The sequence below is a fragment of the Tistrella mobilis genome, assembly GCF_041468085.1.
Classification (GTDB): Bacteria; Pseudomonadota; Alphaproteobacteria; order Tistrellales; family Tistrellaceae; genus Tistrella; species Tistrella mobilis_A.
In genome coordinates this window covers 733,857-746,981 of the sequence record NZ_CP121017.1, presented here as the reverse complement: position 1 = coordinate 746,981, position 13,125 = coordinate 733,857, and the positions used below count along the sequence as shown (strand labels likewise).

The 13,125-nt window shown below is 69.5% G+C and carries 12 protein-coding genes; 9 read left to right on the top strand and 3 right to left on the bottom strand.

The genetic code is table 11. The features are described 5' to 3' along the window. Nucleotides 1–8: 8 nt before the first annotated feature. The 3 genes from P7L68_RS09200 to P7L68_RS09190 are packed head-to-tail and all read left to right on the top strand — an operon-like array spanning nt 9 to nt 3,233. The gene (locus P7L68_RS09200) at nt 9–974 is read left to right on the top strand and encodes an ABC transporter permease (protein WP_372004370.1); all 966 of its coding nucleotides are present in this window, start codon (nt 9–11) and stop codon (nt 972–974) included. Next, nucleotides 964–1,776: an ABC transporter permease gene (locus tag P7L68_RS09195; protein ID WP_372004368.1), complete on the top strand. Its 813-nt coding sequence runs from the start codon at nt 964–966 to the stop codon at nt 1,774–1,776. The genes P7L68_RS09200 and P7L68_RS09195 overlap by 11 nt, the downstream gene beginning before the upstream one ends. Before the next feature lie 29 nt (nt 1,777–1,805). After that, on the top strand, nt 1,806–3,233 hold the full coding sequence (locus tag P7L68_RS09190; RefSeq protein WP_372006803.1) for a gamma-aminobutyraldehyde dehydrogenase: 1,428 nt from the start codon (nt 1,806–1,808) through the stop codon (nt 3,231–3,233). A gap of 43 nt (nt 3,234–3,276) precedes the next feature. Here the strand turns inward: P7L68_RS09190 and P7L68_RS09185 are convergent, their stop codons facing one another. Beyond that, a complete protein-coding gene (locus P7L68_RS09185) occupies nt 3,277–3,873 on the bottom strand; it encodes a TetR/AcrR family transcriptional regulator (protein ID WP_372004366.1) in 597 nt (198 codons plus the stop codon). Between the two features lie 114 nt (nt 3,874–3,987). On the opposite strand from P7L68_RS09185, the gene P7L68_RS09180 reads away from it, so the two are divergent. Further along, a complete protein-coding gene (locus P7L68_RS09180) occupies nt 3,988–4,836 on the top strand; it encodes an oxidoreductase (protein ID WP_372004364.1) in 849 nt (282 codons plus the stop codon). A gap of 3 nt (nt 4,837–4,839) precedes the next feature. Here the strand turns inward: P7L68_RS09180 and P7L68_RS09175 are convergent, their stop codons facing one another. Beyond that, complete coding sequence (locus tag P7L68_RS09175) at nt 4,840–5,997, bottom strand: glycosyltransferase family 4 protein (protein ID WP_372004362.1); 1,158 nt, start codon at nt 5,995–5,997, stop codon at nt 4,840–4,842. Nucleotides 5,998–6,192: 195 nt separating this feature from the next. Between P7L68_RS09175 and glmU the strand changes: the two genes are divergently transcribed. After that, nucleotides 6,193–7,557 carry a bifunctional UDP-N-acetylglucosamine diphosphorylase/glucosamine-1-phosphate N-acetyltransferase GlmU gene (gene glmU / locus P7L68_RS09170; RefSeq protein WP_372004360.1) on the top strand — a complete coding sequence of 455 codons (1,365 nt, stop codon included), beginning with the start codon at nt 6,193–6,195 and terminating at the stop codon, nt 7,555–7,557. Here glmU and P7L68_RS09165 read toward each other — a convergent pair whose 3' ends face one another. Further along, a complete protein-coding gene (locus P7L68_RS09165; RefSeq protein WP_372004358.1) occupies nt 7,558–8,907 on the bottom strand; it encodes an alanine/glycine:cation symporter family protein in 1,350 nt (449 codons plus the stop codon). It abuts the gene before it with no gap. A gap of 253 nt (nt 8,908–9,160) precedes the next feature. Between P7L68_RS09165 and P7L68_RS09160 the strand changes: the two genes are divergently transcribed. The 4 genes from P7L68_RS09160 to P7L68_RS09145 all read left to right on the top strand — a co-directional run bounded on the left by P7L68_RS09160 (nt 9,161) and on the right by P7L68_RS09145 (nt 13,053). Further along, nucleotides 9,161–10,087 carry an AEC family transporter gene (locus tag P7L68_RS09160; RefSeq protein WP_372004356.1) on the top strand — a complete coding sequence of 309 codons (927 nt, stop codon included), beginning with the start codon at nt 9,161–9,163 and terminating at the stop codon, nt 10,085–10,087. 70 nt (nt 10,088–10,157) lie between these two features. After that, nucleotides 10,158–11,159 (top strand): ABC transporter ATP-binding protein, encoded by a 1,002-nt coding sequence (locus P7L68_RS09155; RefSeq protein ID WP_372004354.1) that lies wholly within the window; start codon nt 10,158–10,160, stop codon nt 11,157–11,159. Beyond that, entirely contained in the window at nt 11,159–11,956 is a 798-nt protein-coding gene (locus P7L68_RS09150; protein ID WP_372004352.1) for an ABC transporter permease, read from the top strand. The genes P7L68_RS09155 and P7L68_RS09150 overlap by 1 nt, the downstream gene beginning before the upstream one ends. A gap of 161 nt (nt 11,957–12,117) precedes the next feature. Further along, a complete protein-coding gene (locus P7L68_RS09145; RefSeq protein WP_014746061.1) occupies nt 12,118–13,053 on the top strand; it encodes an aspartate carbamoyltransferase catalytic subunit in 936 nt (311 codons plus the stop codon). Nucleotides 13,054–13,125: the final 72 nt, after the last annotated feature.

Below are 13,125 nucleotides of genomic sequence, written 5' to 3'. Positions count from 1 at the left end.
ACGGCCCGATGAGTGGAATTCATACAAGCGCCGCCACGGCCCTGCCGCCTGCCGCCAACGGGCATGGGCCCCTGCGCCGGCTCTCGGACCTGCTGCTGCGTCGCAGACGGCTGCTGCTGCTCTCTCTGCTGGTGCCGCCGCTGCTCTGGCTGGGCGTGGTCTATCTGGGCGCGCTCTTCACCCTGCTCGCCCATTCCCTGTTCTCGATCGACGAATTCGCCGGCACCCTCATCTACGAGCCGACGCTCAAGACCTTCGGCGAGCTGATGCGCCCGGCCAATCTCGACATCGTGCTGCGCACGATCGCCATCGCCGGGGTGGTCACGGTTCTGGCGGCGGTGATCGGCTTCCCCGTCGCCTGGTATGCCGCCCGCTATGCCCGCGGCCGGATGAAGGCTGCCTTCTATCTGGCGGTGATGATGCCGCTCTGGTCCAGCTATCTGGTCAAGCTCTATGCCTGGAAGCTGCTGCTGGCCAAGGAGGGGGCGATCGGCTGGTTCGCGGAGCGGCTGGGCCTCACCGGCCTGCTGGATGCCTGGCTGTCGCTGCCGCTGGTCGGCGGCCCCTCGCTCTCGGTCAGCTATACCGGCATGGTGGTGGTGTTTCTCTATCTCTGGCTGCCCTTCATGATCCTGCCGATCCAGGCGGCGCTGGAACGGGTGCCGGCCAGCATGATCGAAGCCTCGGCGGATCTGGGCGCCACGCCCGGTCAGACCTTCCGCAACGTCGTGCTGCCGCTGGCCATGCCGGGGGTGGTGGCCGGCGGCATCTTCACCTTCTCGCTCACCCTCGGCGATTACATCGTCCCGCAGGTGATCGGCACCTCGGCCCTGGTGCTGGGTCAGGCGGTCTACATGCAGCAGGGTGTCGCCGGCAACCTGCCGCTCGCCGCCGCCTTCGCGGTGGTGCCGATCCTGGTCATGGCCCTGTTCCTGACCGCGGCCAAGCGCATGGGGGCCTTCGATGCGGTCTGACATCTCCCGCCCCTCGCGCGGGCTGAAGCTCGCGGCCGGCTTCGGCATCCTGTTCATGCACCTGCCGCTCGCCTTCATCATCCTCTATGCCTTCACCACCGAAGAGAAGTCCTACGCCTTCCCGCCGCCGGGGCTGACGCTCAGATGGTTCGCGGTGGTCTGGGAACGTCAGGACATCTGGGATGCCGTCGGCCTGTCGCTGAAGGCGGCCGCCATGGCGACCGCGCTGGCCCTGGTGCTGGGCACGCTGGCGGCTGGCGCCCTCGCCCGCTTCTCCTTCTTCGGGCGCGAGCCGGTGACCCTGCTGCTGATCCTGCCGATCGCCCTGCCCGGCATCGTCACCGGCATGGCGATGCGCACCGCCTTCGGGGTTGCCGACATCCCCTTCTCGTTCTGGACCATCGTGCTCGGCCACGCGACCTTCTGCATCGTGGTCGTCTACAACAATGCCGTGGCACGGCTGCGCCGGCTCAACCCGTCGCTGATCGAGGCGTCGATGGACCTGGGCGGCAACGCCTTCCAGACCTTCTTCCACGTGATCCTGCCCAACACCGCAACGGCCCTGCTCGCGGGCGGCATGCTCGCCTTCGCGCTGTCCTTCGACGAGGTCATCGTCACCACCTTCACCGCCGGTCAGCAGTCGACCCTGCCGATCTGGATGCTGTCGGAACTGGTGCGGCCGCGGCAGCGGCCGGTGACCAATGTGGTCGCGGTGCTGGTCATCATCGTCACCTTCCTGCCGATCCTCGCCGCCTACTACCTCACCCGCGGCGGCGAAGCGGTCGAAGGCTCCGGAAAATAGGAGACCGTCCGATGGATGCGAACACGCCCCTGGACACGCGCATGCTGATCGGCGCCGATTTCGTTGCAGGCACCGACACGCCCGAGACGATCCTGAACCCCAAGACCGAAGAGGTGCTGCTCGACCTGCCCGAAGCCTCCCCCGACCAGGTGGATGCGGCGGTCGCAGCCGCAGGCCGGGCCTTCGGCAGCTGGTCGCGCACCACGCCGGCCGAACGTGCCGCCCTGCTGCTGAAACTCGCCCAGCGCATCGAGGACGAGGCCGAAGGCTTCGCGGCGCTGGAAGCGCTGAACTGCGGCAAGCCGCGCCATGCGGTGCTCGCCGACGAGATCCCGGCGATCGTCGACTGCTTCCGCTTCTTCGCGGGGGCGGCGCGCTGCATGCACGGCGCGGTGGCGGGCGAATATCTTGCCGGCCACACCTCGATGATCCGCCGCGACCCGGTGGGCGTGGTCGCCTCGATCGCGCCCTGGAACTATCCGCTGATGATGGCGGCCTGGAAGCTCGCCCCGGCGCTGGCCGGCGGCAACACCGTGGTGATCAAGCCTTCGGAACAGACCCCGCTCACCATGCTGAAGCTGGCAGGGCTGATCGCCGACATCTTCCCCGAAGGCGTGGTCAATGTGGTGGTCGGGCGCGGTGAAAGCGTCGGCCAGCGGCTGATCGACCATCCGGGCGTCTCCATGGTCTCGCTCACCGGCGACATCGCGACCGGCAAGAAGGTGCTGACCGCGGCGGCGCGCTCGGTGAAGCGCACCCATCTGGAACTGGGCGGCAAGGCGCCGGTGATCGTGTTCGACGATGCCGATCTGGAGGCGGTGGTCGAAGGCGTGAAGATCTTCGGCTATTACAATGCCGGCCAGGATTGCACCGCCGCCTGCCGGATCTATGCCGGGCCGAAGATTTACGACCGGCTGGTCGCCGACCTGTCCTCGGCCGTGCAGGGGCTTCGTTTCGCAGAGGCCGATGACAGCCGGAACGATATCGGTCCGCTGATCTCCGCCCGCCAGCGCGCCCGCGTCGCCTCCTTCGTGGAGCGGGCGAGCGAGCTGGATCATATCGAGATCACCACCGGCGGCCGGCAGGCGCCGGGCCGCGGCTTCTTCTACGAACCGACGGTGGTCGCAGGTGCGCTCCAGTCCGACGAGATCGTCCGCCGCGAGGTCTTCGGGCCGGTGGTCTCGGTCACCCGCTTCTCGGATGTCGACGAGGCGGTGGCCTGGGCCAATGACAGCGATTACGGCCTCGCCTCCTCGGTCTGGTCCAGCGATGTGAAGAAGGCGCTGGCGACCGCATCGCGCCTGCAATACGGCTGCACCTGGGTCAACTGCCATTTCATGCTGACCAACGAGATGCCCCATGGCGGCATCAAGCAGTCCGGCTATGGCAAGGACATGAGCATGTATGCGCTGGAAGACTACACCGTCGTCCGCCATGTGATGGTCAAGACGGTCTGACCACTCCCCCCGGGGCACCGGACCGACGCCCGCACGCGCGGCGTCAGTCCGGTGCCCCGGTCAGGATCGCCATCAGCGCATCGCGCCGCTCCGGCACAACGAAGCCCAGCAGCGCCACGGCCGCGGCCTTTCGGGCCTGGACCGGCAGATCGGCATCGGTCAGCTCGCCCGCCGTCCAGAAGGACAGCACGCCACGAAAGCCGAAGGCCAGCTGGTCGGGCAGGATCGTCGCGGCATATGTCGGCGCCGCAAGCCCGGCACCGTCCCCGATCGCCGCCGCCCAGAGCGCGCGCGACGCGGCCAGAACGGCACCGGGCTCCGCCCCGGGGGCACCCAGGGCGCCCATCACCGCCCGGTTCACCGCCGGCTGTTCCAGCATCACCTCTGCCGCGATCGCAACCGCGGCCAGCACGCGCAGGGCCGCATCCGTGGGCTTCGGCCCTGCTGCGACACGCCCGCGCATCTCCGCGATCAAGGCCTGAGACAGCGCATGCATGATCGCCAGCTTGCTGCCGAACTGATTGAACGGTGTCGCGAAGCTGACGCCCGCCTCTGCCGCCAGCTCCCGCATGGAAAACTCCGGCCGTCCCGTGCCCAGCAGGCGTTCTGCCGCGGCCAGGATCCGCGCGCGCGTGCTCATGATGCCGCCCGCCGGGCCAGGCTGACCGGACCGGCGCCGGACAGGATCGCGCTTGCAAGGCAGCGCCCGTGATTTATATCATGATATAAATTTAGCAACAGCGGCGGAGCCTGCATGATGGACGACCTCTCGAAAACCTTTCTGATCACCGGTGTCAGCTCGGGCCTCGGCCGCGCCTTTGCGGCCGGGGCGCTCGCCGCCGGCCACCGGGTGATCGGCACCGTGCGCCGGGCGGAAGATGCCGGGCGTTTTGCCGCCCTGGCGCCGGATCGCGCCTGTCCGCTGGTGCTCGACGTCACGGATTACGACGCCATACCGGAGGCGGTTGCAAGGGCCGAGGCTGCGGCCGGCCCGATCGACGTGCTGGTCAACAATGCCGGTTATGGTCATGAAGGTGTGCTGGAAGAATCGAGCCTCGACGATCTCCGGCGTCAGTTCGCCGCCAACCTGTTCGGGCCGGTGGCGATGATCAAGGCGGTGCTGCCGGGCATGCGTGCGCGGCGCCGCGGCCATATCGTCAACGTCACCTCGATGGGCGGGTTCATCACCATGCCCGGGATCAGCTTCTATTGCGGCAGCAAATTCGCGCTCGAAGGCGTGTCGGAAGCGCTGGGCAAGGAAGTGGCCCCCTTCGGGATCCGGGTCACGGCGCTGGCCCCGGGGCAGTTCCGCACCGACTGGGCCGGTCGTTCCATGGACCGTACCCCGCGCAGCATCCCCGACTATGACGGGGTGATGGATCCGATCCGCGCCGCCCGCCAGGCCAAGAGCGGCCATCAGCCGGGCGATCCGGACAAGGCGGCACAGGCGCTCCTTGCCCTGGTCGCGGCGGATGCACCACCCGTGCGGCTGTTCCTGGGCGCGGATGCGCTGGGCTTGGTGACGCAGAAGCTGGAGGCCATGCGGGATGAGATCGCGACCTGGGAGCCCCTGTCCCGATCGACCGGCTTTGCCGCCGGTTGACGCTCAGCCCTGGGCCAGGGCCCGGGCATAGACGCCGAGCGTGCGCTCCACCATCGCCTCGACCGAATATTCGCGGGCGAGCAGGCCCGCCGCCTCGGCCATCCGGCGGCGGGCGGGCTCGTCGGCGAGCAGGCCGGCCACCGCCGCCGCCATGGCCTGAACGTCGCCCGCGGGGGTCACGATGCCGGCCTGACCCCCGGCATGAACCTCGCGGGCACCGCCTGCATCCATCACCACCACCGGCAGCCGGCGGTGCAGCGCCTCGATCAGGGTATAGGGCAGGCCCTGCCAGCGGCTGGGCATGACCAGCAGGTCGAAGGCGGCCATGGCCCGGGCGCCGTTCTGCACGCCCAGCCAGGCCATCCGGTCGATGCCGCGCCGCTTCGCCTCGGCACGGATCCGGCCGGCATCACGGCCGTCGCCGACCACCGCCCAGACGGGATCCAGCCCCATCTGCCGGACCGCCTCTGCCAGCGCCGGCAGCCGGTCGGCGCCCTTTTCGGCAACCAGCCGGCCGACGAAGCCCACCACCAGCGCCTCCTGCGGCAGGCCGAGTTCTGTGCGGGCCTGGGCGCGGGTCACCGGTTCCGGGGTCGCGATGCCGTTCGCCACCCGCTCCAGCCGGCGGCGGTCGATCTTCAGATGTTCGCGGGCGTGGACACGCTCATCCTCCGAAACCGCGATGATCCTGGTCGCTCGGGCGGCGAGCAGCCGTTCCCGCAGGCCGGCGGCCATCCGCCCGATCATGCCCCGGTCGGGATCGAGCGTCGCCAGCCCATGGGGGGTGTAGACCGTCGCCCGGATCCGCTGCCGCCGGGCCGCCAGCAGGCCCAGCAGCCCCGCCTTGGCCCCGTGAAGATGCAGCACGTCCAGCGGCCCCGAGGCGGCGATGATCGCCCTCAATGCCGCCAGATCCCGACGATCACCCGGATGGAGATCGGGCCGCATCGACAGTTCCACCGTCTCAACCCGCCCGCCCAGCTGGCGGAGCCCGGCCAGAAAGGGGCCGTCGGCACGTTCTGCCGACCAGACCAGGGTGACGTCATGGCCGCGGGCCGCCATGCCGTCGGCCAGATCGATGACATTGCGCCCGGCGCCCCCCAGGGTCGCCTCAATCACCTGCAGGATGCGCAAGGGGCGGTCGAAACGAACACCGGTCATCGGGGCGGCTTTCTGATACGGCGGGATGCGGCAACGCAAGAATGGCGGCGGGATCTTCGGTCGCGCGCCGCTCCGCGTCAATGCCGCCCGCAGCGGACTGGCAGCGCCGCCCGCAGCGGGCTATCGTCCTTCGGGCAGCGCCGCCCTCTTCCGGCCCGCCGTCCGACCCGCTTATCTTCGTCCGAGGCCACATCCATGACCGCGATCACCTGCATCGTCCTCGCCGCCGGCAAGGGCACCCGTATGCGCTCCGACCTGCCCAAGGTGCTGCACGCCGTGGCCGGGCGCGCGATGGTGCTGCATGTGATCGACGGCGCGCGAAGCCTGTCGCCCGTCCGGATCGCGGTCGTGGCGGGCGCCGGCGGCGACCGGGTGCGGGCGGTGCTGGCAAAGGCCGCACCCGACGTCACCGTCCACGACCAGACCGAACAGCTGGGCACGGCCCATGCGGTGCTGGCCGCCCGGCCGGCGCTGGAAGCGGCGGCCGCCGACGGCGGCGACGTGATGGTTCTCTATGGCGATACGCCGCTGATCCGACCCGAGACGCTGGCGGCACTGGCAGAGGCCCGGCGCGTGCGGGATGCCGCGGTTGCGGTTCTGGGCTTCCGCCCGGCCGATCCGGGTGCCTATGGCCGGCTCAAGCTCGATGCCGACGGCCGGCTGGAGGCGATCGTCGAGTTCAAGGACGCGACGGCGGAGGAACGCGCCATCGGCCTGTGCAATTCGGGGGTGATGTGCCTGGAGGCCGCGGCCGCGCTGTCGATCCTCGACCGGATCGGCAACGACAATGCCAAGGGCGAATACTACCTGACCGATGCGGTCGCCATTGCCCGGGCCGATGGCCGCAGCGCCGTGGTGGTCGAGGCCGCGGATGCCGACGAGGTTCTGGGGGTCAATGCCCGCAGCGAGCTGGCCGCCGCCGAGGCTGCACTCCAGACCCGTCTCCGGCTGCGCGCCATGGACGAGGGGGCGACACTGACCGCCCCTGAGACGGTCTTCCTCTCGGCCGACACCCGTATCGGCCGCGACGTGATCATCGAGCCGAATGTGGTGATCGGCCCCGGCGTCAGCATTGCCGACGGGGTCGTGATCCGCGCCTTCAGCCATCTGGAAGGCTGCGCCATCGACAGCGGCGCAACGGTCGGCCCCTTCGCCCGGCTGCGGCCGGGGGCACAGCTCGGGCAGGGCGCCCATGTCGGCAATTTCGTCGAGATCAAGAATGCGACGCTCGGCGACGGCGCCAAGGTCAACCACCTGTCCTATATCGGCGATGCCAGGATCGGCGCCCGCAGCAATGTCGGCGCCGGTACGATCACCTGCAATTACGACGGCTTCGGCAAATGGCAGACGGTGATCGGCGCCGATGCCTTCATCGGGTCCGACAGCTGCCTGGTGGCACCGGTCACGATCGGCGACGGCGCCTATATCGCCACCGGCTCGGTGATCACCGAAGATGTCGCCCCGGATGCGCTGGCCATCGCGCGCGGCCGCCAGGTGGAAAAGCCCGGGCGTGCCGCAGAGCTGCGCGCCCGGTTCAGAAGCCGTGCCGGCAAGGGTTGATCAGGCCTGGTCCGCCTTCCAGGCCTTCACGGTCGCGAACACCGTGCCCGACAGCGCGAGCAGGGCGATCAGGTTGGGCACCGCCATCAGCGCGTTCAGGATATCGGCGACCGTCCAGACCAGCCCCAGATCGGCGATGGCGCCGACGAAGAGCGCCGCCACCCAGGCCAGCCGGTAGGGCAGGATGACCCTGGGGCCGAACAGGAACTGGGCACAGCGCTCACCGTAATAGCTCCAGCCCAGAATGGTGGTGAAGGCGAAGAGCACCAGGCCGATGGTGACGATCCAGCCGCCGAAACCGGGCAGCCCCGCCTCGAAGGCCGCGGAACTGAGCGGGGCGCCGCTGGTGCCCTCGGTCCACAGGCCCGACATCACGATCACCAGCGCCGTCATGGTGCAGACGATGATCGTGTCGATGAAGGTGCCGAGCATCGCGATCAGGCCCTGACGGACCGGATCATTGGTCCGGGCGGCGGCATGGGCGATGGGGGCACTGCCCAGGCCCGCCTCGTTCGAGAAGATGCCGCGGGCGACACCAAAGCGGATCGCGGCCATCACGGTCGCCCCGGCAAAGCCGCCGGCGGCCGCGGTGCCGTTGAAGGCGCCGTCGATGATGGTGGCGAAGGCGGCGGGCACCCGATCGATCCCCGCCAGGATGACCAGCAATGCACCGCCGATGTAGAACACCGCCATCGCCGGCACCAGCTTCTCGGCCACGGCGCCGATCCGGCGCACGCCGCCGATCACCACCACGAAGACCAGCACGACCATCACCAGCCCGCTGACCCATAGCGGCACGCCGAAACTGTGCTCCATGGCAGTGGAAATGGAATTGGCCTGTACCGTATTGCCGATGCCGAACCCCGCCAGCATGCCGAACAGGGCAAAGAGCAGGCCGAGCCAGGCCCATTTCGCGCCCAGCCCGTTACGGATGTAATACATCGGCCCGCCGACATGGGCACCGGACAGGTCGGTCTCGCGATACTTCACCGCCAGCACGGCTTCCGAGAACTTGGTCGCCATGCCGAAGAGTGCCGTGATCCACATCCAGAACACCGCCCCCGGGCCGCCAAGGGCGATGGCGGTGGCGACACCTGCGATATTGCCGGTACCGATCGTGGCGGACAGCGCGGTCGCAAGCGCCTGGAACGGGCTGATCTCGCCCGCATGCGCGGCATCGCCCGCCCTGCGGCGCCCGAAGGCCAGCGCGAAGCCGGTGCCGATGCGCCGAAGCGGCAGAAAGCCCAGCCCCAGCATCAGATAGATGCCGGTGCCCAGCAGCAGCACAAGCGTCACCGGCCCCCAGACGACGCTCGAAACGTCGCCCAGCAGTTCGTTCAACTCGGTCATCTCCACCTCTTCTTCCGGCGCGGGGGCGGCCGGCGCGGGTCGTACAGCCCCCCGCGAGGTTCGTCTTGCCGCCAAGATTGGCCGCTGACCGGTGATGACGCAACCTTTCCGCACCCGAACACCGTTCAATTCCGCAGGATCATGCAAGCCCGCATGCCCGACCTGTGGCCGCGGGGATTGCGCAGCTCGCTGCCGCCGATCATGCTTGGGCTCCCGCCCGCCCCACCTCCGCCCGCTCCCGCCGGATCGACCGATGACCGAGACCTTCCTTGCCCTTCTGCCCGTCTTTGCCGTCATCCTGCTTGGCGCCGGACTCAGGCAGGCGAAGATCCCGGGCGATGCCTTCTGGCCGATGATCGACCGGCTGACCTATCTGGTGCTGTTCCCGGCCCTGCTGATCACCAGCACCGCCCGCGGCACCTTTCCCGCCGCCAGTGCCGTGCCGATGGCGGCGGCGCTGACCGGCGGCATCCTGATCATGGCGGGCGCGCTGGTGCTGATCCGCCGGCTGCTGCCGGTGGACGGGCCGGGCTTCAGTTCGGTCTTCCAGGGGGCGTTGCGCTACAACACCTATGTCGCCTTCGCGGCCACCACGGCCATCGCCGGCAAGCAGGGTATGGCGCTCGCCGGTCTTGCGGTGGCGGCGATGGTGCCGCTGCTGAACCTGATTTCGGTGATCTGCGTGGCGGCCTGCGCCGCGCCACCGGGCGAGGATGCGCCGCCGCGCCCGCCTCTGCTCCGGCTGATCGTCACCAACCCGCTGATCATCGCCTGCGCGATCGGCATTCCGCTCGGCGTCTCGGGGCTGGGCCTGCCGCCGGTGGTGGATGGCGTGCTCGACATCCTGGCCCGCGGCTCGCTGCCGCTCGCGCTTTTGTCGGTGGGGGCCGGGCTGTCGCTGCGCCTGGATGGCCGGGCCGCCTTCGCGATCGGATTCTCGACCGCGGTCAAACTGCTCGGCATGCCGCTGATCGCCCTGCTGATCCTCTGGCCCTTCGGCGCCGACGACACCACCCGGATCGTGTCGGTACTCTTTGCCGCATGTCCGACGGCGACATCGGCCTATATTCTCGCCCGCCAGCTTGGAGGCGATGCGCCGCTCGCCGCAGCGGTCATCACCGTCAGCACCTTTGCGGCGCTGATCACCATGCCGCTGATGCTGGCCCTGGTCGTGCCGTGACGGCCCGCACAGCTTTCGGCTTGACCTCGTGCTTCCAAGGCGTTACCGCCAAGCCCAAAGGCGCCGCCGCGTGCCGGAACGAGACGATCATCCGCCGCAGGGACAGGAAACCGTGAGCCAGCCGAGACAGCCCAGGTCCGTCGCCGCCACCGATCCCGCCCGCCGCAGCGCCACAGCCGATGTGGCCGCGGCCCTGGTCGGTGTGACCAAGCGCTATGGCGCGATGGCCGCACTGGACGGGATCGACCTCACGCTTCATCGCGGCGAGGTGCTGGCCCTGCTCGGCCCGAACGGCGCCGGCAAGAGCACCGCACTCTCTCTGCTGCTCGGCCTGCGCAAGCCCGATCAGGGCCGGGTGGAGCTGTTCGGCCGCAGCCCCGACGATCCGGCGGCACGTGCCATGGTCGGCGCCACCCCCCAGGATACCGGCTTCCCCGAGACGCTGAAGGTGGGCGAGGTCATCGATCTGGTCTCGGCCCATTATCCGAACCCGGTGGCCAAGGCCGAATTGCTCGACCGCTTCGGGCTCACCCCGCTCGCCGGCCGTCAGACCGGCGGGCTGTCGGGCGGGCAGAAGCGCCGGCTGGCGGTGGCGCTGGCTTTCGCGGGCCGCCCGGCCGCGGTCTTCCTCGACGAGCCGACCACCGGCCTCGACGTCGAGGCACGGCGCATGCTCTGGGCGGCCGTCGACGGCTATGTCGCCGGCGGCGGCACGGTGCTGCTGACCACGCATTACCTGGAAGAGGCCGAGGCCCTGGCCCGGCGGATCGCGGTGATCGATCAGGGCCGCGTGGTCGCGGAAGGTGCGCTCGACGACATCCGCGGCCGGGTCAGCCTGCGCCGCGTCCGCTTCACCGCCGCCCATCTGCCGCCGCTCGACGCCAAGGCGCTCGGGATCGAGCGGGTCGAACGCTCGGGCACCGAAATCGTCCTGGTCACCGCCCGCGCCGACGATACGGTCCGCGCCCTGGTGATGAGCGGGGCGCCCTTCTCCGATCTCGAAGTCCGGGCGGCGACGCTCGAGGAGGCTCTGATGTCGATCGTGCGCTCCGGCCGCGGGGAGGCTGCGTGATGGCCGGAACCGGAACCACGCGTCCGCAGCAGACGGGCCCCGCACAGCCCGCGCCCGGCTTCGGCCGGCTGTTCGGTGCGCATCTGGCGGCCAATCTCAAGGAACTCGGCCGGTCCAGTTCCTTCGCCATGTCGACCGTGGCGATGCCCTCGCTGCTCTACCTGTTCTTCGGCGCCACCAACGCCTCCAACCCGGCCGAGGCGGGGCGCCTGGCCGCCGCCTGGGGGCTGTTCGGCGTGCTGGGGGTCGCCTTCTTCCAGTTCGGCGTCGGCGTCGCCCAGTCGCGGGAACGGCCCTGGTTCACCTATCTGCGCACCCTGCCGGCCGGCGGCGGCCCGCGCATCGCCGCCCAGGTGGCGACCGCCCTTGCCTTCTCGCTCGCGGCCGTGGCCCCGGTGATCCTGCTCGCGGTGCTGATCAACGGCGCCACGCTCACCTTTCTCGCCTGCCTGAAACTGCTGGTGGTGCTGGTGCTGGGCGGCGTGCCCTTCGCCCTGCTCGGCCTCGCCATCGGCTTCAGCGTCACGGCCCGGGCCAGCGTGCCGATCGCCCATCTGGTCTATTTCCCGCTGGCCTTCCTGGGCGGGCTCTGGCTGCCGCCGGAGATGCTGCCCTCGATCGTCAACCAGATCTCGCTGCTCACCCCCACCCGGCACTACGCCGAACTGGCCTGGAGCGCCATCGCCGACGGGCCGCTGCCGCTCGTGCACTGGGCCTGGCTGCTGGGCTGGGGCATCGTCTTCGCCTGGGTGACGCTGATGGCCTATCGCCGGGACCGCGGCCGGCGCTTCGCCTGATCGGCCATACGCTCATCAGGGCTTGCAGCGGACTTGCAGAGGCGGTCCCCGCTCCCGTATAGTCCGCCGCCGAGGTGCGGAAGGGTCCTTCCGCGCCCGCCGTCGCACGCGCACGGCCGGCGACAGCCGTTTGCCGGGCCGTCGGGTCAAGGGACTGCCATATGGACACCGGCTACGCACACCGCCACCTGCTCGGCATCGAGGGGCTGACCGCCGACGAGATCGGCTATCTTCTCGACCTGGCCGACGGCTATGTCGACTTGAACCGGCAGGCCGAAAAGAAGCGGTCGACGCTGAAGGGCCGGACGGTCATCAACCTGTTCTTCGAGAACTCGACCCGCACCCGCACCTCGTTCGAGCTGGCGGCGAAGCGGCTTGGGGCCGACGCGATCAACATGTCGGTCGCAACGTCGAGCGTGAAGAAGGGCGAGACCCTGATCGATACCGCCCAGACGCTGAACGCCATGCATCCCGACATCCTGGTGGTGCGCCATGGCGACAGCGGCGCCGTAAAGCTGCTCTCGGAAAAGGTCCATGCCGGGGTGATCAATGCCGGCGACGGCAATCACGAGCACCCGACCCAGGCCCTGCTCGATGCCCTGACCATCCGCCGCCGCCGCGGCCGGATCGCCGGGCTCAAGGTTGCGATCTGCGGCGACATCCTGCACAGCCGGGTCGCGCGCTCGAATATCCATCTGCTGAACGCCATCGGTGCCGAGGTGCGGCTGATCGCGCCGCCGACCCTGGTGCCGACGGCGATCGAGCGCATGGGCGTCAAGGTCTACAACCGCATGGAAGAGGGGCTGGAGGGCGTCGACATCGTGATGATGCTCCGCCTGCAGCTGGAGCGCATGCACGGCGCCTTCATTCCCTCGATCCGCGAATACTTCCACTTCTACGGCCTGTCCTATCAGAAGCTGGCGGTGGCCGCCCCCGATGCGCTGGTCATGCATCCGGGGCCGATGAATCGCGGCGTCGAGATCGACAGCGAGCTGGCCGACGACATCGACCGCAGCGTGATCCTGGATCAGGTGGAGCTGGGCGTCGCCGTGCGCCAGGCCTGCCTGGACGTGCTCTGCCGCAACCTGCCAGCCTGATCCGCCGCCAGATCCGACAGCCGGCCCCCGACAGCCGGACAGCCGAGGTTTTTCAGGGCCGGTCCCGCACCT

What these genes read in the sequence shown, in the direction of transcription:
- glmU (WP_372004360.1), top strand. Translation starts at nt 6,193, where the DNA reads ATGACCGCGATCACCTGCATCGTCCTCGCCGCCGGCAAGGGCACCCGT.
- P7L68_RS09175 (WP_372004362.1), bottom strand. Translation starts at nt 5,997, where the DNA reads ATGACCGGTGTTCGTTTCGACCGCCCCTTGCGCATCCTGCAGGTGATT.
- P7L68_RS09180 (WP_372004364.1), top strand. Translation starts at nt 3,988, where the DNA reads ATGATGGACGACCTCTCGAAAACCTTTCTGATCACCGGTGTCAGCTCG.
- P7L68_RS09185 (WP_372004366.1), bottom strand. Translation starts at nt 3,873, where the DNA reads ATGAGCACGCGCGCGCGGATCCTGGCCGCGGCAGAACGCCTGCTGGGC.
- P7L68_RS09165 (WP_372004358.1), bottom strand. Translation starts at nt 8,907, where the DNA reads ATGACCGAGTTGAACGAACTGCTGGGCGACGTTTCGAGCGTCGTCTGG.
- P7L68_RS09160 (WP_372004356.1), top strand. Translation starts at nt 9,161, where the DNA reads ATGACCGAGACCTTCCTTGCCCTTCTGCCCGTCTTTGCCGTCATCCTG.
- P7L68_RS09145 (WP_014746061.1), top strand. Translation starts at nt 12,118, where the DNA reads ATGGACACCGGCTACGCACACCGCCACCTGCTCGGCATCGAGGGGCTG.
- P7L68_RS09195 (WP_372004368.1), top strand. Translation starts at nt 964, where the DNA reads ATGCGGTCTGACATCTCCCGCCCCTCGCGCGGGCTGAAGCTCGCGGCC.
- P7L68_RS09150 (WP_372004352.1), top strand. Translation starts at nt 11,159, where the DNA reads ATGGCCGGAACCGGAACCACGCGTCCGCAGCAGACGGGCCCCGCACAG.
- P7L68_RS09200 (WP_372004370.1), top strand. Translation starts at nt 9, where the DNA reads ATGAGTGGAATTCATACAAGCGCCGCCACGGCCCTGCCGCCTGCCGCC.